The 18,543-nt window shown below is 45.8% G+C and carries 14 protein-coding genes; 6 read left to right on the top strand and 8 right to left on the bottom strand.

What is annotated here, in order from left to right:
* Positions 1 to 175 precede the first annotated feature (175 nt).
* The 7 genes from BQ7480_RS12545 to BQ7480_RS12515 all read right to left on the bottom strand — a co-directional run bounded on the left by BQ7480_RS12545 (position 176) and on the right by BQ7480_RS12515 (position 8,180).
* A complete protein-coding gene (locus tag BQ7480_RS12545; RefSeq protein ID WP_072543128.1) occupies positions 176 to 1,129 on the bottom strand; it encodes an alpha/beta hydrolase in 954 nt (317 codons plus the stop codon).
* A gap of 24 nt (positions 1,130 to 1,153) precedes the next feature.
* Positions 1,154 to 1,897: a shikimate dehydrogenase family protein gene (locus tag BQ7480_RS12540; protein WP_022354738.1), complete on the bottom strand. Its 744-nt coding sequence runs from the start codon at positions 1,895 to 1,897 to the stop codon at positions 1,154 to 1,156.
* Between the two features lie 18 nt (positions 1,898 to 1,915).
* Complete coding sequence (gene ubiE / locus BQ7480_RS12535; RefSeq protein WP_072543127.1) at positions 1,916 to 2,656, bottom strand: bifunctional demethylmenaquinone methyltransferase/2-methoxy-6-polyprenyl-1,4-benzoquinol methylase UbiE; 741 nt, start codon at positions 2,654 to 2,656, stop codon at positions 1,916 to 1,918.
* Between the two features lie 100 nt (positions 2,657 to 2,756).
* Entirely contained in the window at positions 2,757 to 3,704 is a 948-nt protein-coding gene (locus BQ7480_RS12530) for a phosphoribosylaminoimidazolesuccinocarboxamide synthase (RefSeq protein ID WP_022354740.1), read from the bottom strand.
* A 39-nt stretch (positions 3,705 to 3,743) separates the two neighbouring features.
* Entirely contained in the window at positions 3,744 to 4,742 is a 999-nt protein-coding gene (locus BQ7480_RS12525; RefSeq protein ID WP_072543126.1) for a PhoH family protein, read from the bottom strand.
* 89 nt (positions 4,743 to 4,831) lie between these two features.
* Positions 4,832 to 6,481, bottom strand: a complete 1,650-nt coding sequence (locus BQ7480_RS12520) for a C69 family dipeptidase (protein ID WP_072543125.1) — start codon at positions 6,479 to 6,481, stop codon at positions 4,832 to 4,834.
* 37 nt (positions 6,482 to 6,518) lie between these two features.
* On the bottom strand, positions 6,519 to 8,180 hold the full coding sequence (locus BQ7480_RS12515) for a M23 family metallopeptidase (protein ID WP_072543124.1): 1,662 nt from the start codon (positions 8,178 to 8,180) through the stop codon (positions 6,519 to 6,521).
* Between the two features lie 170 nt (positions 8,181 to 8,350).
* On the opposite strand from BQ7480_RS12515, the gene BQ7480_RS12510 reads away from it, so the two are divergent.
* Positions 8,351 to 10,096, top strand: coding sequence for a phospho-sugar mutase (locus tag BQ7480_RS12510; protein WP_072543123.1), 1,746 nt, complete (start codon positions 8,351 to 8,353; stop codon positions 10,094 to 10,096).
* A gap of 350 nt (positions 10,097 to 10,446) precedes the next feature.
* Here the strand turns inward: BQ7480_RS12510 and BQ7480_RS12505 are convergent, their stop codons facing one another.
* Positions 10,447 to 10,719 carry a hypothetical protein gene (locus BQ7480_RS12505; protein ID WP_072543122.1) on the bottom strand — a complete coding sequence of 91 codons (273 nt, stop codon included), beginning with the start codon at positions 10,717 to 10,719 and terminating at the stop codon, positions 10,447 to 10,449.
* Between the two features lie 142 nt (positions 10,720 to 10,861).
* Here BQ7480_RS12505 and BQ7480_RS12500 point away from each other — a divergent pair, with 142 nt between their 5' ends.
* The 5 genes from BQ7480_RS12500 to BQ7480_RS12480 all read left to right on the top strand — a co-directional run bounded on the left by BQ7480_RS12500 (position 10,862) and on the right by BQ7480_RS12480 (position 18,504).
* Positions 10,862 to 12,424 carry an ATP-binding protein gene (locus tag BQ7480_RS12500; protein ID WP_072543121.1) on the top strand — a complete coding sequence of 521 codons (1,563 nt, stop codon included), beginning with the start codon at positions 10,862 to 10,864 and terminating at the stop codon, positions 12,422 to 12,424.
* A 253-nt stretch (positions 12,425 to 12,677) separates the two neighbouring features.
* Positions 12,678 to 13,799, top strand: coding sequence for a hypothetical protein (locus tag BQ7480_RS12495; RefSeq protein WP_072543120.1), 1,122 nt, complete (start codon positions 12,678 to 12,680; stop codon positions 13,797 to 13,799).
* A 310-nt stretch (positions 13,800 to 14,109) separates the two neighbouring features.
* On the top strand, positions 14,110 to 15,936 hold the full coding sequence (locus tag BQ7480_RS12490) for a tetratricopeptide repeat protein (protein WP_022354747.1): 1,827 nt from the start codon (positions 14,110 to 14,112) through the stop codon (positions 15,934 to 15,936).
* 433 nt (positions 15,937 to 16,369) lie between these two features.
* Positions 16,370 to 17,386, top strand: coding sequence for a BF3164 family lipoprotein (locus BQ7480_RS12485; protein WP_072543119.1), 1,017 nt, complete (start codon positions 16,370 to 16,372; stop codon positions 17,384 to 17,386).
* 119 nt (positions 17,387 to 17,505) lie between these two features.
* Positions 17,506 to 18,504, top strand: a complete 999-nt coding sequence (locus BQ7480_RS12480) for a BF3164 family lipoprotein (protein WP_161946436.1) — start codon at positions 17,506 to 17,508, stop codon at positions 18,502 to 18,504.
* Positions 18,505 to 18,543: the final 39 nt, after the last annotated feature.

Here is an 18,543-nt window from a genome sequence, read left to right as displayed (position 1 = left end):
AATCGTGAAAGTCAATATTTGATCCATTGGAATTCCAACGTAAAAAATCTCCTGCTTTCGTCCTTTCATCGAAGATAAATGAGGACTGAAGCAGGAGATTTTTTTAGGGTATTATTTAGAAATTGTAAGTCGGCCTGTTCAGAGCTTCTGTTTCAAGACCGCCTTCTTCTGAGAGTCAGTGTAAGTATTTTTCTGTAAAATCCTTTACCCGTTCCGTGTATTCGTCCGGGTACAGCTTGTAGGAATGGGCATGGTCCACACCCTCCGTAATCCACAGCTCTTTGGGAGCCGGTTTGGCCTCATAAAGCTTATACACCATCCACGTCGGTACAAAGTCGTCGTTGTCACCGTGGATGAACAGCATCGGCTTGCGGCATTTCGCCACCTGCGACAAAGCCGATGCCTCCTGAAAGTTCCATCCGTTCTGTAGCTGGCAGATCCAGCTGGCCGTGTAGAGCAACGGGAAAGGAGGCAAGCCGAACAATCCTTTCAGTTCCTTGCTGAACTGGTCCCACACACTGGTGTAGCCACAGTCTTCCACGAAGCAAGTCACGTAGTCGGGTGTTGCATCCCCCGACAGCATCATGGTAGTGGCCGCCCCCATGGAGATGCCATGCACCACCGCCTGCAAGGAATCACCGAACAAAGCCGGTGCCACGTCTATCCATTGCTTCACGTCCTTCCGGTCCAGCCACCCCATCTGGATGGCATCCCCTTCCGTCAGTCCCGCATAGCGCAAGTCCGGCAGCAAGATATTACAGTCCAGCGAATGGTTGTAGAGATACCCGATGTGAAACATGCGGATGGCATTGTCCGTATAGCCGTGCACGATAATCGCCGTGCGGGCAGTAGGGCGGGAAGCGTGTGCATAAAACGCATGCATCCGGATGCCGTCGGGTGCGAGGATAAACGTATCCCGGAGCGCATGATGCTCCTCCAGACTGTCCAGCCATTGGACAATCTGAGGATATTCCTTTCGCATGAAAGTTTCAGATTCCACCATGTTTTTCCCCCGGTTTTCTGGGCGGAGCGCAAAATCAATCAGGTAGAGACCTCCCCCGACGACGATTCCCACGACCAGCAGTATCACGATGCCTGCCGACCAGAGGATTTTCTTTTTTGTGGTCATTGAAAATGGATATTGAGTCTGTGGTTAGCTGTTCCAGATATCCCATGCCCCGAAAGCCTGCAACAAGAGCATTTCCAGCCCGTTTTTGACGATGGCTCCCTGGTCGCTTCCCTTCTTCATGAAAAGCGTGGTGTTCGGATTGTAGAGCAGGTCGTACAACAGATGCTGCGGAGTCAGCAGTTCGTACGGGATATTCGGACACTCGTCGGCCTTCGGATACATGCCCACCGGCGTACAGTTCACAATCACCTTGTAGTCCTGCATGATTTCGGGTGTAATTTCTTCGTACGTAATAACTTCATCATTGTGTTTGCTGCGCGATACGAACAGCGTTTCCAGCCCCAGCTGTTTCAACCCCTGATGAATGGCTTTTGAAGCTCCGCCAGTACCCAGAATCAGCGCTTTTTTGTGGTAGGGTTCCAGCAAGGCCTCGATGGAACGGACAAACCCGATGATGTCGGAATTATAGCCAATCAGTTTGGGGCCCCCTTTGGTATGCTCTATTTTGATGACATTGACAGCCCCGATTGCCTGCGCGTCTTTGTCCAGTTCATCCAGATACGAAATCACTTTTTCCTTGTAAGGGATGGTCACATTCAGGCCCACCAGATTGGGGTTGGTCTTGATGATTTGCGGAAATTCTTCAATGGTCGGAATCTCAAAGTTCACGTATTCCGCGTCAATATTTTCTGAATGGAATTTTTCATTGAAAAAGTTCTTGGAAAAAGAATGTCCAAGCGGATAACCGATTAAGCCAAATTTTTTCATAAGGTTCAAAGATATTAGTTATTTTGTCGCAAAATAGAGTGTACACGTACCCATGGTCAGTCGTTTGAACTTTACCTCGCTGAAGCCGGCCTTCCGGATAATTTCCTGCATGACTTCTCCTTGGGGGAAAGCCTTGATTGATTCGGGCAGGTAAGTATAGGCGCTGCGGTCTTTCGAAAGCAGCCAGCCCATGGCCGGAATTACGAATTTGGAATAAAGTGCGTAACCCTGTTTCATGGGGAAATGTGCCGGTTCCGACAGTTCCAGAATGACGAGATGTCCGCCGGGCACCAGTACTCTGTACATCTCTTTCAGGCCCTTGTCCAGATGCTCGAAGTTGCGGATTCCGAATGCCACCGTGATGGCATCAAACCGGCTTTCGGGGAAGGACAGTGCCGTACAGTCTTCTTTCGCAAAAGAAATCTGTTGGTCGAGTCCCAGCTGTTTCACCTTCTCGCGTCCCACGTTCATCATACCCTCCGAGATATCCGTACCAATCAGCTCGGTCGGTTGCAGCATTTGGCAGGCCTGGATGGCGAAGTCGCCCGTGCCGGTAGCCACGTCCATGATGTGCTGGGGATGATAAGGTTCCAGCAGGCGGATAGCCTTCCGTCGCCAGCTTTTGTCGATGCCCCATGACATCAGGTGGTTCAGGTTGTCGTATGCCGGTGCGATGTGGTCGAACATTTTTTCTACCTGGGCAGCCTTGCCCTCTTTTTCGTTGTATGGCTTGATATTTTCTTGTGGGTAATGAGACATGCGTGGAAAGTTAAGATGGGACAATGTGATGGTGAATCTCCCTCTGCGAATGAAAGCCGTTTCATTCCGCAAAGGGAGATTAGGGTCAGATGCTTTTAAATTAAAGCAACAAATAGTCGGTTACGTTCTTTTCGATACGTTTGGCCAGGTTGTCTGTGTCACCTTTTACGAAGCTTTCGCCCGTGATGTGCTCAAACAACTCGATGTAGCGGTCGCTGATAGATTCCACGATGGCCGGAGTCATTTCAGGCACCTGCTGTCCTTCCTTGCCCTGGAAGCCATTGGCCATCAGCCATTCGCGAACGAATTCCTTTGAAAGCTGCTTCTGCGGTTCTTCCTTTTCGAAGCGTTCCTGATAACCTTCTGAGTAGAAGTAACGGCTGGAGTCCGGTGTATGGATTTCGTCCATCAGGTAAATCTGGCCGTTGTGCTTTCCGAATTCATATTTCGTGTCTACCAGAATCAGGCCACGTTCAGCCGCCATCTGAGTTCCGCGTTCGAACAAAGCCAGTGTATATTTCTCCAGGATGGCATATTCTTCCGGAGTAGCCAATCCTCTGGCCAGGATTTCTTCTTTGGAGATATCTTCGTCGTGCATACCCATTTCGGCCTTGGTGGTCGGAGTGATAATCGGATGAGGGAATTTCTCGTTTTCTCTCATGCCTTCCGGCAGACGCACACCGCAGATTTCACGCACGCCGCTCTTGTAGGCACGCCATGCGCTTCCGCAAAGGTAGCCACGTACAATCATTTCTACAGGGAATCCCTGGCACATCACACCCACGGTAACCATCGGGTCGGGAGTAGCCAGTTTCCAGTTCGGGCAGATGTCTGTGGTAGCGTCCAGGAATTTAGCCGCAATCTGGTTCAGCATCTGTCCTTTATAAGGGATACCTTCCGGCAGCACGACATCGAATGCCGAGATACGGTCGGTAGCAACCATTACTAACTTTTCATCGTTGATGTTGTACACATCACGTACTTTTCCGTGATACACACTTTTCTGTCCAGGAAAGTGGAAGTCTGTTTTTGTTAATGCTTTGCTCATTGTCTTGTTATGTTTAGTAATGAATAGGATTCGTTATGTTCATGCCTGTGGAGTCTTTTCGGCTTCTTTGGCAGCGCGCAGTTGTTTTCTTTCCGCTTTCTCTTTTTCCTCGAACTTCTCGTAGGCTTCCACGATGCGGGTCACCAGCTTGTGGCGGACAATGTCTTTCTTGTTCAGTTCGATGAAGCTGATGCCTTTCACGTCTTTCAGGATTTTCATGGCCTGCACGAGTCCCGAAGTCTGCGAGGCGGGAAGGTCAATCTGCGTCATGTCGCCCGTCACAATCATCTTGGTGTTCATGCCCATTCGGGTGAGAAACATTTTGATTTGCTGGGTGGTGGTGTTCTGCGCTTCGTCCAGGATGACCACCGCGTCGTTCAGCGTACGTCCGCGCATGAAGGCCAGCGGTGCAATCTGGATGACGTTCAGTTCCATGTATTCCTTCAGCTTGGCCGCCGGAATCATGTCCTGAAGCGCATCATACAGCGGTTGCAGGTAAGGGTCAATCTTGTCCTTCATGTCGCCGGGCAGAAATCCCAGTTTCTCGCCCGCTTCCACGGCCGGACGGCTGAGGATGATTTTCTTGATTTCCTTGTTCTTCAGGGCCCGTACCGCCAGGGCGATGGCCGTGTAGGTCTTTCCTGAACCCGCCGGACCGATGGCAAAAATCATGTCATTCTTTTCGAATTCGCGCACCAGCTTCAGCTGGTTTTCACTTCTCGGAGTAATCGGCTTGCCCGTCACACTGAACACGATGGCATCACCCGTCTTTTCAATTTTCGGGGCATTGCCCTTCACGATGTCCAGAATCACTTCTTCGTTGAGCGAGTTGTACTGCACGCAGTGCTTCTCCAGAGCCAGGACGGCCTCTTCGAAAGCGCACATTTCCTCCTCGTCTCCCATGATTTTGATGACGTTTCCGCGCGCCACAATCCGCAGCTTGGGAAACAGGGCCTTGATCATCTGCATGTTGGCATTGTTCACGCCATAGAAAATCACCGGGTCAATATCTTCGAGTACGATATGTTTCTCTATCATTGAGTTTCTTCAGATTCGCTTGTATTTTATTTTTTGCAAAAATAATCATAACTTTTGATTGTAGAACGAGAAAGCAGAAGAAAATCTGCTTACTTCAGTTCTTTCATTTTGTAGCGTTCGCCGGTCGATTTCACCAGTTCCTGCAAGAATTCCTTGCTGTATCCCGGGCGGTCCAGCGGAGCTGTATTGCCGGTAGTCGGGCGTTGCAGCTGTCCGTTCTGCATGCGTTTCACGGCACCGTCGTTGTAGCGTACGATGAGGAATTCGCCCAGTTTCTTCCAGCTGTCTACGGCAGTCTGTGCCGTCATCTGCGTGTAATTGGTCAGAAATTCCTTGGCTTTGGCCGGGTCTTGCTGATACAGTTTCAGGGCCGTGCTTTCAATGCCTTCCTGTGCCTGTGCATAAGTATCTTCCAGGCTGTTCTGCACGGTGCGCATGTCTTCCACCATCAGGTTGTAGCGCGGACGGATCATGTCGGCCACCCAGTTGTAAATCCAGAAAGCGGAATCCCATGAGAAGGTTACGCAGTCACCGTGTCCCTGCTGGTAAGGATAAGGCACCTTGTCCGTGTTGCAGTACACCGGAGTGAAGACCGTCATGTTGGCGTCGTCCAGACCGAACCAGAGCACACCGCCAATGGCGTCGGGCAGGTTGGAACGCATCTGTGAAACGAACACGAAACCGCTCTGCTGGGTAGAGATGGGGCGTTCGTTGAAATATTCCTGTCCGTCCACCTTGAAGGTCAGCGGCGACAGGCGGTAAGGCATCTCGAAACAGCCGGCACCCATGTCCTTGGTGATGTCGAGCGGAGTACCTTCGTAGTGGTCACGCATGGCATGCTGGATGTCGCGTACCGAAATCTTCTGGTCTGGTTTCACGTAAAGCGGCATTGGCTCCTTGCTCTCGCCCTGGATATAAGAAAGGTAAGACTGTCCGGTCGCCTTGCTGAACATGTTGTAGAAGCTCCACACACGTGCCTCGCAGAAACGCAGGCCGCTGAAATCGAGCGGGCAGTAAGCATCGGCAAAGCTGAAGTCCTTGTTGTTGCCGCTGAAATAGCCTTTTTCGCGGGCAAAGGAAACCACGTCGGGTGCATACAGGCAGTTCTCCTTGTCGTTCATGTCGAACTTGTGGATACGGCTCTGGTTGGCATGAGCGGCAATGCAGTCGTCCGGAATACGGACAGCCACCCATACAGCCCCTTTCACGCCCGGTCCTTTTCCAATCATTTCCATGATCCAGGCTTCGTTCGGGTCGGCAATCGAGAACGATTCACCGCTGCTGTAGTAACCGTATTCTTTCACCAGGTCGGTCATGATTTTGATGGCTTCCTTGGCCGTGCGCGAACGTTGCAGGGCCACGTAAATCAGGCTTCCGTAGTCCATGATGCCGGTGCTGTCCACCAGTTCCGGACGTCCGCCGAAAGTGGTTTCCCCGATGGTCACCTGAAACTCGTTCGTGTTGCCGATGACGTTGTAGGTCTGTTTGGCTTCCTTGATTTTGCCCAGGTATTTGCCCGAATCCCAGTCGTAGATGTCGCGCATCTCGCCCGGTGCATGCTGGGCAGCCGGGTAGTGGCACAGGTAGCCGAACATGCCGTAAGAGTCGGCCGAGTAAGAAACGATGACGGAACCGTCGGCCGAAGCTTTCTTTCCGACAATGAAGTTGGTACATGCCCATCCGTTGGCAATACATGCTGTCAGCAGAAAGACAGCCAGCATTATTTTTTTCATTTTCATGTAGGTAGGTTGTTTATGATTTGAGTTATTGATTCTTTCAGAACTTGTATTCCTTGCGGGCCGTGTTTCCGCATTGGTCGGTCACGGTCACCTCGGCCTTGTGGGGAACTCCCTTTTTCACCTTTTCCGGGTCTTGTATCACCAGGATGCCTTTCTTCAGGCCGAAGAGGACAAACTTCCCGTCAATGTACACCTTGTAGGTGCCGATACCCGATTCGGTGTCGCTGATGCGAAACCGGATTTGCCGGTTGCTGCGCCATCCGCCCTGTCCGACGGGAGTGATTCTCGGCGCCACGGTATCCACGTCGACAGAGAAGGTGCCGAGGGAACGTATCCGGGTCTTGACCCATCCGTTCTCGTATTTTCCGCCCATGGAACTCCGCCATTTGCCGGCCTTCTGCACGATGTAGTATTTCGTGGTGTCGGCCACCGGCTTGTGGCGCAGGCCGATGGACAAGTCGCAGTAGCTGTGGATAGGCGTCCGTCCGGCATCCAGCACATAGTCGAAGGCGATGTGCGAGCTGTCCCCCTTGACGCGGGTGTGGAGCGGCACGTTGTCATATACGTAGTAGCGGGGCACCACCAGTTCCATGCCCGGTTGCTGGATGATGTTGGTCCGGTTCCAGTAAAGCATCTCGTCAGCCTCTGGCTTGTAGGCGGGAATGTCCTGCCGTTTGCCCTTTATGGTAAATGCATACGTTCTGCGGTTGCCGAAATTGTCTTCCAGCACGTAGCGGAAATGATAGTCCCGTTCCTCGTTGATGTTTACAGCACCCCGGTTCTCATCCGTGCGGAGCAGTCGGAGACGGTTGCCGGGCAACTTATAGGAACGCATAATCAGCCGCCGCGTGCGGGTCAGCTCGTCGTAGTCCGTAAACCCGTTGATCATGCGGTTCTCGTCGGGCAGCACCCGGTCGGTCGTGCTGTTGAACACTTGTACCGAGTCCACATAAAGCGTGACCGAGTGTACGCCGTAGAAGTTCGAGGTGCCGTCCATGTAATCCTTGGCGCTGATGCCCGTGTAGATTTTCCCCCACGCGTGGATGGGCTGTCTCAGGGCATTCACGTTGAGCAGTTTCTTTTGCGTGCTGCCGTTCACCACGCCCTCTCCCTGAATCGGATAAATGCCGATGAGGCTGGCCACGGGCGCCTTGCTGTCTTTCAGGAAACGCTTGAAATAAGGCATGGGGTCAATGTATTCTCCCGTTTCCGTCTGCCGCAGCTCCAGGTGCAGGTGAGGTCCAGCCGAAGCCCCCTCGTTGCCGCTCAGGGCAATGATATCCCCCTTCTTCACCGGGAACTGTCCGGGTTGGAATTTCAGGTCGCAGGTAAACGTTTCGTGCGCATACTGGTATTGGCGCACGTAAGCCTGTATGTTCTTGGCAAATGAAACCACGTGTCCGTACACCGAAGTCAGTCCGTTGGGATGGGTGATATAGAGAGCCTGTCCGTATCCTCCGTGCAATACCGCCACACGCGATACATAGCCGTCGGCAATGCAGTAAATGGGTTTGCCGGTTACCCCTTGTGTCTTGATGTCCAGTCCGTTGTGGAAATGATTGGGGCGCAGCTCGCCAAAGTTGGCGCTGAGCAGAATCGGGAAGTCGAACGGAGAACGGAAGTAGTTGTCGGTGACATTCTGGGCCTGTCCGGAGAGTACCCCCGCCAAGGTCAGTGCCAGTATCATTTTCTGTCTCATTTTTTCGTATTTGTTAAGCGGTTACAAAGATATTAAGAAATCCCGAAGCTGCAATCTTTTTGGAATGACTCTAAAAAATACGTCGTTTTTTATTAGGATAATTTATCTGAATGGTCTATTTTTGTCAGTGTTATTGATATGTAATTTATTATTTATTAAACAGTATAATCATGGAAAACAATGAATTGATTCAACAGTGTACTGAGAAAGCTCAGACATGGCTGACGGCTGCCTACGACGCCGAAACACAGGCTGAAGTGAAACGCATGCTTGAAAATCCCGACAAGTCGGAATTGATAGATGCCTTCTACAAAGACCTTGAATTCGGTACAGGTGGTTTGCGCGGCATCATGGGAGCCGGTTCCAACAGAATGAATATCTACACGGTAGGTGCCGCTACACAGGGCTTGGCCAACTACCTGAACAAATGCTTTGCCGGAAAGAAAGACATCTCGGTAGTGGTAGGGCACGACTGCCGCAACAACAGCCGCAAGTTTGCGGAAATTTCTGCCGACATCTTCACGGCCAACGGCATCAAGGTATATCTGTTCGATGACATGCGTCCTACTCCGGAAATGTCATTTGCCATCCGTCATCTGGGCTGCCAGAGCGGTATCAACATCACGGCTTCGCACAATCCGAAAGAATACAACGGTTACAAGGCTTACTGGGACGACGGTGCACAGGTATTGGCTCCGCACGACAAGGGCATCATCGACGAAGTGAACAAGATTTCCAGCGTGAGCGAAATCAAGTTCCAGGGCAACAAGGAATTGATTCAGATTATCGGTAAGGAAATCGACGACGAATACCTGCGTCAGGTACACACCTTGTCTATCGACCCGGAAGTGATCAAGCGTCAGAAAGACCTGAAGATTGTCTACACGCCGATTCATGGAACTGGTATGATGTTGATTCCGCAGTCACTCAAATTGTGGGGCTTTGAAAACGTACATTGCGTGGCCGAACAGATGGTGAAGAGCGGTGACTTCCCTACAGTGGTATCTCCGAACCCGGAAAATGCAGAAGCACTGACATTGGCCATCAAGCTGGCCAAGGAAATCGATGCCGACATCGTGATGGCTTCCGACCCCGATGCCGACCGTGTGGGTATGGCTTGCAAGGACAGCAAGGGCGAATGGGTATTGATCAACGGTAACCAGACCTGCTTGATTTTCCTGTACTACATCATCAAGAACCGTATCGCTATGGGTAAGATGAAAGGCAACGAGTTCATCGTGAAGACCATCGTAACCACAGAGCTGATTAAGAAAGTGGCCGACAAGAACCACATCAAGATGCTTGACTGCTACACTGGTTTCAAATGGATTGCCCGTGAAATCCGTCTGCGTGAAGGCAAGGAACAATACATCGGTGGCGGTGAAGAAAGCTACGGATTCCTGGCTGAAGACTTCGTACGTGATAAAGATGCCGTTTCTGCCTGCTCACTGCTGGCTGAAATCTGCGCATGGGCCAAAGACCAGGGCAAGACTCTGTATGACATACTGATGGAAATCTACGTAGAATACGGCTTCTCACTGGAAGTGACTGTCAACGTAGTGAAACCGGGTAAGACGGGTGCTGACGAAATCAAGGCCATGATGGACAACTTCCGTGCATGTCCGCCGAAAGAACTGGGTGACTCGGAAGTGGTTCTGGTAAAAGACTACAAGACCTTGAAGGCTACCGACAACACCGGAAAAGCTACAGACCTGGATATGCCGGAACCTTCCAATGTGCTTCAGTTCTTTACAGCCGACGGTACAAAAGTTTCTGTACGTCCTTCCGGCACAGAACCTAAGATTAAGTTCTACATGGAAATCAAGGGCGAAATGCATTGTCCGAAGTGCTATGCAGGTGCATTGGCCGACGCCAAAGAAAAAGTAGATGCAGTAAAGAAATCTTTGGGCATTTAAGATGCGGGGCGTGTGAGTGCGCCGCCAGAGATGATTTAAAATAAGGAATGTCATTCCCGCAAAGGCTTTCAGGAGTCTTTCTTGCTTCGGGGATGACATTCTTTTTTTTGTCAGAATGTTTGTTGTTTTGAGAAATCCCTGTCAAAAAGGGTGAAATTGACGGGCTTTTCTAACTGTGTCTGGCAGCAAAAAGCCTCTTCTGTGCAGCCGCCTTTTGGAACCCGAAAACCTCATCTGCCCCACAGCAGTCTGTAGAGAGGGAGAAGGGGAGTGAAACGGTCGTCCCGGGAGAATAAAAATGAAAATCTGGAAAAATCGCTTTGACGTTCGGAGGCAAACGTAAAGGCGTTTTACTCCAAACGTCCTTGCGTTTTCCGGCAAACGCTTAGGAGCTTCCGGGCAAACGCACTTGTATCTTTTTTGCAGGTCTTAAAATGAAGATTTTTGAGGACTTTATTTTCTATTTCAAGCGTGAATATGAAATTTTCCGGCGTGACTGAATGAAGGTTTATTTCGCTTCTTGGTGTTCTTTTTGTTGCTGAAACAGCTTTCTTGTTTCCTTCATCTCCTATTTTAGGGAGCTTTCTTTTCTTCTTGAATTTGTGGAGCTTCTTTTCCTGCACAGTTTGTGCATGAGGATTGACCTGAGGGCTGAATTTCCTTTTCTGAAGAAGAAAAAATGAGCAAAATGACAGTTGCTTTCAAAAGAAAAAGTTATTTTTGTATGTGTGCATCTAAAAAGTCAAATTGTAAGATTGTATCAAGATGAAGTACCCAATAGGAATCCAAAGTTTCGACCAGTTGATAGAAGACGGCTATGTCTATGTGGATAAAACAGATTTGGTTTACAGTCTGGTAAAGGAAGGTAAGATTTACTTCCTCAGCCGTCCGCGCCGTTTCGGGAAGAGTCTTCTTGTTTCTACCTTGAAGAACTATTTCTTAGGAAGGAAAGAACTGTTCAAAGGGTTGAAGATAGACGCGCTGGAGAAGGACTGGAAAGTCTATCCCGTATTTCATCTGGATTTCAACGGAACAGATTTCACGCTTCCCGGCGAACTGGAAAGAAAGCTCGGTTATTACATTTCTTCGTGGGCCGACCAGTATGCTTTGCCCGAAAAGAGCCGTAATTTGGGGCTGGGCGATTTCTTTGCCGAGGTCATTCGTGCGGCCCATGAGCATACCGGGAGGAGGGCCGTTGTCCTGATTGATGAATATGACAAACCCATCTTGGACGTGTTGGATACAGACGCTTCCTTGGAAGAGCGGAACCGGAATACATTGAAAGCCTTTTATTCCGCTTTCAAGAGTGCCGACGAGCATCTTCAGTTTGTATTCCTGACCGGTGTGACGAAGTTTTCGCAGGTGAGTGTGTTCAGCGGTTTCAACCAGCCTTTCGACATTAGTATGCACGGCAAGTATGAGACGCTATGCGGCATATCTCAGGAAGAACTGGATGCTACTTTCCGGGAGCCGATGGAGGCCATGTCGGAAGTGTACCGTTGTTCGTATGATGAAATGCGGGCGATGCTTAAAGCACAATATGATGGTTATCATTTCAGTAAGAAATTGTCTGATGTATATAATCCGTTCAGTCTTCTTAATGCGTTTGCTTCGATGGATATATCTGATTACTGGTTCAAGAGCGGTACGCCGACTTATCTTGTCCGGCTACTGTCTCACACCGACGAGAATATGAACGAAATCACGGGCAAGTACTATTCTGCGGAAGAGTTCATCGACTACAAGGCCAACGTGGAACAGCCGTTGCCGATGATTTACCAAAGCGGCTACTTGACGATAAAGGATTTCGATTTGGAAGAAAACACCTTCCTTTTGGATTATCCGAATAAGGAGGTGAAGCGTGGCTTTCTTACGATGGTGGCTTCCAGCTATTTTTCGAATGGAGATACTCCTTCATGGATAAGAAACGCAGTGACATGCCTTAAAAAAGGAGAGTTGGACGATTTCCGCACAAGTCTTACTTCCTTTTTAGCCAGTATTCCGTACACCATGCGCCGTAAGGAAAATGAGCGTGAACGGGAGCGTTATTTCCACTATACGTTCTATCTGTTGATGCGCCTTATCAGCGTGTATACGGTATATACGGAAAAGGTGCAGAGTCACGGCAGGGTAGACTGTATCGTGGAAACTCCAGACTTTGTTTATATATTCGAGTTTAAACTGGATGGAACAGCCGAAGAAGCCCTGCGTCAGATCAAGGAAAAAGGCTATGTGCGGGAGTACGAAGCAGACCAGCGTAAGCTCTATAAAATAGGAGCAGTGTTCTCATCTGAAACAGGTACGATAGCAGACTGGCGAACAGAGTAGCATCATAGGATGGAAGAAATAAAAGAACTCGATTTTGAGAGATCGCTAATGTCAGTTTTCGGATTCGATTGTTGGCATCCATAGATGTTTAAAATTACATTTTACCATTACTAAAACTGGATTGTCATTAATAATGTAGTGTATCATACATCCTGCTTAACCGTATTGCATATCCTTAATTAAAAAATGCGCAGAGAGACAGTTGTTTTCAAGAGAAAAGGCATCTTTTTGTATATGTGTATAAAGTAATGTAATGAATACGACATATATAGTTAAAAGAAAGAATATTATCAGGATAGGAGTACTAGTTGCTTGTATGCTTTTTACTATAGTATATGGTATATTGATATTCAATGCGTGTAAGCAACGTGAGCAAGCATGGAATAGGCAGGCTAAAGCTGTCTTTCTTGAGGCAGTGGGAAACGAACTGAAGAAATTGGATAAAATGGAGAAATATGGTTTCCATACTATCACTTCTTTATTTCAGCAAAAGACTTTAGAAACCGATATTCCAGATTCTGTGGTATTTGCATTACAAGATGGAACTCATGTTTATCATCTTCCTTTACACAGGCGGAATAATGCTTATTTTAAAGATGGAGATAAGAATATTTATCTCAGCTTAATTCTTGAGAAATATCCATTTCCTTCTGATTCCTTGCACTATGCCTGGGATAAGCAGTTGGCATTATCCGATATAAAAGGTAAAACAGGGGTCTGTTCCAGAATAACCGATTTGTCGGGAAAAGTTTCGAGCTTTGCTTCGGGAACACTGGAAGAGTTTGCTCCGTCGGATAGTCTGGTCTCCACCTATTTGGGTTATCGTCTGGAGATTGAATTATCCGGTTATATTTCTTATTCCTGGTGGAGTCTTCTACCGGGCGGAATGGTTATAACGGTTGTCCTTCTTTGGTGTATGTATATTTTTTTCTGGTTGTTTTACGACAGACTGAATCAGTTGGTTTCGAAACGAACTGTGGTGGTGGAAAAGATAGTCGAAAAAGCGCCACTTCCTGTCAAATCACGCAATAAGACCAGACATATAAAGGCCCGTGTCTACAGACTGGAGCACGATGTGTTTTTTGATGCCGAACAGCGTTTGTTTTGTGATGGTAACGGTGTCATTGAGAAACTTTCCCCTGCCATGTCTGTGCTGTTGGAGCACTTTCTCAAAGCATCCGACCACACATTGACCAAATATGAGATTTATCAGATTATGGGTAAAGACCTTGAAGAATATTCATTGGACAGCTTTTATAAAATGATTGAACGCTTTAGGAAGAAGCTTAAACAATTCTCATCCGTTACGTTGCATAGTGACGGAAACGGAGCTTATCGTCTGATTCTTCCTTTGGAGCCAACTGACATGAACTGACATTTATTGATTGCATGTGTCTGTATTATAGTGGATTGTGTTTCTTGTATGGATTGAGGTCCTGAACAATTTTTATAAAGACAATTTTTATACTTAATTTCGTCATGACAAAATTTTAAATGTAATTAAGATGAAAAGGATATCGGTTTTTCCTAAGAAGACAGAATACGATTTTTTGGGGGGGGTAACGAATAGGTCGCTCTAAACCTATGGAAATAAAGTATTGTGAAGGAAATCTTTATGAATATTCAGAAATATGTAAAATGTAGAATTGATACTTTTTGTAATTTAGCAACAAAAGGACCCAATCATGAAAATAAGAACCCATATAATTATCATAATCTGTACTACTTTAATGACTGTAGGATGCAGCCAGAATCATAAAGTAACAAAGCAAACGCCAGAACTCGCAAAGGCGGAGGAGGTGATGTTTGACCATCCCGACAGTGCGCTGCACATATTGGAGTCCATGCCGATTCCGTCTGCACGTAAAGACAAAGAGAATCATGCGCTGTGGTGCCTGCTGACCTCACAAGCAAAGGTGAAGCTGATAATGAAAATTCCTTCCGATTCGCTTGTGAAGATAGCGTACGATTATTACAAGTCTACGGATAATGCCCGTAGAAAAGCAATGTCCGCCCTTTACATGGGTGATATAAACTATGAGCTTGGCAATATAGAGGAAGCCATGCAGTATTATCTGGAAGGCAAAACAGAAGTAGAGAAAACAGAAGATTATAAAACCGGATATCTTATTATGTCTTCTTTGGGAAAACTATATTTATATCGTAGACTCAACACATACGCGCTTGAAGCATGTACTAAAGCATACGATTATGCAGTGAAGGATTCCAATAAGCGGTATCAGATGGGGGCATTACAATATCTGGCCAGATGCTATTGCATCTTAAATGAACTCCCCAAAGCTATTGAAACCTATCAGAAATGTAGCGATATAGCCGTTGAGTTAGGACTTGATAATAATGCATATTATTATGACATCCAGACTGAAATAGCACTTGTATATAAAAACAGTTCACGGTTCTTACAATCATTGGAAATTCTGAAATCCTTTCCTGTGAAATTCCAGTCATCATCACTGATTGGAAAAAATTATTTCTATCTCAAGCAATATGACTCAGCTTACTTCTATCTTAATAAAGCATTGCTCACCGATAATATCTATACAAAAGCTTCCGTATATGAGTTCTTGTACAAATTAGGGAATCAGCCCAAGTACCATAAATATTTGACAAGCTATTGTGATTCATTGCTATTCTATAATGACTCTATAACAACCCTTGACAAAGGCAAGGAGATTATAGCATACAAGGAAAAATATGACAATGAAAGACTGACAACAGAAAAGCAAAGGTTAGAACTGGAAAAATCCAATATCACTTATTGGTGGATGTTTACTATAGTAATAGTTCTGTTATTGGGTATTTTACTTATTTATATTTATCTGCACAAACGAATTGCCATACATCAGAAAGAAGAAAAGTTAACCCGTTTAGCCTTGCAACTACATGATAAAGAATTAGAAGTTGAAAAGAACGAATCATATATTGCAGAACTTCAGTCACAGTTCGAGCAGAACAATAAGAAAGAAGAGCTTTATGTTGAGCAGGTAGAGGCACTTAAGAAGCTGAAAAAGGAAAATGAGCGTTTGTCGTTGGAGAAAAATATGCTACATGAAAAGATTGCTTCCTATTCCATCTCAGGTCATGAACTGTCTGATGTAAAGACTTTATCTGACAGGATTCTGTTATTGGAAAAGAGGGAAAAAGAACTATGCTCTTTGCTGTTGACGCAAGCACCATTCTTACGTAAACTTCATCTGCAACCTGTCTATTTGAATGAAACAGAACTGAAGGATGTGTGTAAAATAGCTGACAATATTTTTCAGAAATTTACACAACGTTTGTCGAAAGAGGTGTCTGTCCTTAGCGAACATGAAATAATATTATGTAGTTTGATCAAACTCCGTTTTTCCATTACTGAAATTTCTATTTTCTTGAATATAGCTCCAGCCTCAGTATCCAGGAGTAAATTACGTATAAAGAATAAGATTTGTTCAGTGCTTGGTGAAAATCTGAAGGAAAAAAGTCTTGATGTCTGGCTTTGGGAATATTGATGAATGCATTTGTCTATTTATGAGAGTCTGATTATTTTGTAAATACTTAATATACAAGTAGTTCTTTGCCTTTTGGTTTAGAGGCCTGTCTATCTTATATCTATACTTTGGGTCGGTTTGTAATCATATAAATATCTATTTTTGAGATGTGTTTTTGTTTTATGGATTGATGCTATATTTTATTTGTAAGGTATCCTTTTTAATGACAGGACACATTTGAGAAAACAGAAAATAGTTTTGATATATTTAATCATGAAAGTGCGTATGAAAAAGATTTTTTTAGTTTTTATATTTTGAATCTGCCTGTATTCCGGTTCTGTGTGGATAAGGATGACAGGGCGATATATGCATTTTCAAATAATCCAGACCCAGTTCTTGTAAAATTTTCTTTACCCTGATTGAGTATTCCGTTATTTTTAAATTGATTTGATTAATGTATAAATATGTTTTGCATATAATATTTTTAGCCTGTCTGGTATCTTGCAAGCCCGACAAGGGAAAAGACGTGTCTGAAATAGACTTGCATCATTCAGTAGTGCTTGATGAAGACCAACTGTTGTTGGGTAAAGTAAAGGACATGTCCTGGGAGAATGATTCGGTGCTGGTCATCGTAGACTCGAATCAGGATGGTTTCCTTCATTTCGTACATCTTTCAGACAGGAAGGTGTCCGAATATGGCAAAATCGGGCAGGGGCCGGATGAGTTTCTGCTTGTCGGTGCTGTTTATCCGGATATGAACAATCGTCTGATTCTGTTTGACGTGAGCAAGAAGGAATGTTTCATGATGCAGCATGGGGATGAGGGAATCTCATTCCGATCTTTGTTCTCTTTAGCGGACTCTTTGATTTGCTTTGAGATGCTGCCGGTGCAGCACGACCGCTATATTGTAACCGGCTTGCATAAGCACAACCGTTTTACCGTTTTGGACGGCAATGGAAAGAAAGTAGGTGATTTTGGTGAATATCCTTATCGGGATGAAGAAGAAAGGAAGTTAGACGGATTTGTCCTTGGTGATGTGTATCAGGGCAAACTGGCAGCAAGTCCTCACCGTAACCGTTTTGTGCAGGCCATATACAAAGCCAAGATTCTGACTTTTTATGAGCAGTCCGGTGAGCACTGGAATCTTGTCAAAGAGATTCAGGAATCGTTTCCAAAATATAAATATAATAGTCCGGCAATAGAAACGGACACTCCTGTAGGCTATCTGGATGTGTGTGCCACTGAGAAGTATGTATATGCGCTTTATTCCGGAAAAAACTACCGGGATGATAAGGATGCGGCATTCAGCGGTTATACGATAGAAGTTTACGGATGGGACGGTACGCTACAGAAACGTTATCAGTCGGATGTGCCATTGAAGGTAATCGAGGTATCCAAAGATGACGGTAGTTTGTATGCGATAGCTTATCATCCGGACCCGGTTCTGGTTCGGTTTCCTTTGAATTTATGAAGGGATAAATCTCTTGATTCAATTTTTACAATTATTCTGTTAAGGTACTTATGAAAAATCGAGTTTTTCTGTATTTGTTTTTTATGCTTGTTTTTGTCGGCTGTCAAAAATCTGAAAGCATGGAAGATTTTGATGCCCTGTTCACTCATAAAAAAAGTGTGCTTGTTAAGGACTGTTTGTCGGAAGAGCTTATTATGGGCAGGCCTTTCTATATGATATATGCTGACTCTTCTGTCATTTTTTATGATGATCTGGGAGACAGTCTGTTTACAATGGTCGATCTGTCAGACAATAAACGTATCTACCGGTTTGGGGAAAGAGGACAGGGAAGTAGGGATTTCCTGCAGGTAGCTTCCTTGCAAAAGGATAAGGCCGATTCGTGTGTCTGCGTATATGACTATTATAAACATAGTCTGATACGGATAAATCTGGAAAATGTGAAGAAGGGGTTGCCGTATTATACTAAAATAACCAGTGATACGATTAACAGCATTGATATGTTATTATCAAAGTTTAATAACACATTTGTGGGGCTGGGATTTTATGAGAAAAGCATGTTCGCGTTGATCGAAGGGGGAAGCGATGAAAAGTATTTTTATGAGTATCCTTACAGAGATGATAAAGAAAAGAATATAGACAACCGTTTAAGAGGAATGGCCTATCAAGGAATGTTACGCTCAAAGCCTTCTTTGGATAAGTTTGTCTATGCCATAAATTTTGCTCCTATTTTTATGCTGTGTTCTGTACAGCCGGAAGCGATAGTCAGAACATACCAGTGGGTAGGAGGATATCCTATATACAGGACTGAAGGGAATGAAAAATATCGTACCGCTCCTATGAGTGCAGAAAATAAGATGGGATTTATCAGTGCTTATGCTACGGACAGATATGTTTATCTGTTGTATTCGGATAGGACGTTGAAAGACTATAAGGAAAAAGCCTTTATGGGAAATGTGATATATCAGATAGATTGGGATGGTAACCCTGTGAGCAAATATGAAACGGATTTGCCATTGTCGCAAATATGTGTATCCAATTCTGATGATATGGTTTATGCGATAGCCAACAGAGAAGAGAATCTATTGGTGGAGTTTGCTTTATCTGGTGGAAACGAATAAGGTTTTTTGAAATCCGCTGAAAATAATTAGCTGTAAGAG

The organism is Bacteroides mediterraneensis, from assembly GCF_900128455.1.
In the GTDB taxonomy this organism is placed as follows: domain Bacteria; phylum Bacteroidota; class Bacteroidia; order Bacteroidales; family Bacteroidaceae; genus Phocaeicola; species Phocaeicola mediterraneensis.
Note: the sequence above shows the minus strand (reverse complement) of the source record. Positions and strands in the feature narration are given on the sequence as shown.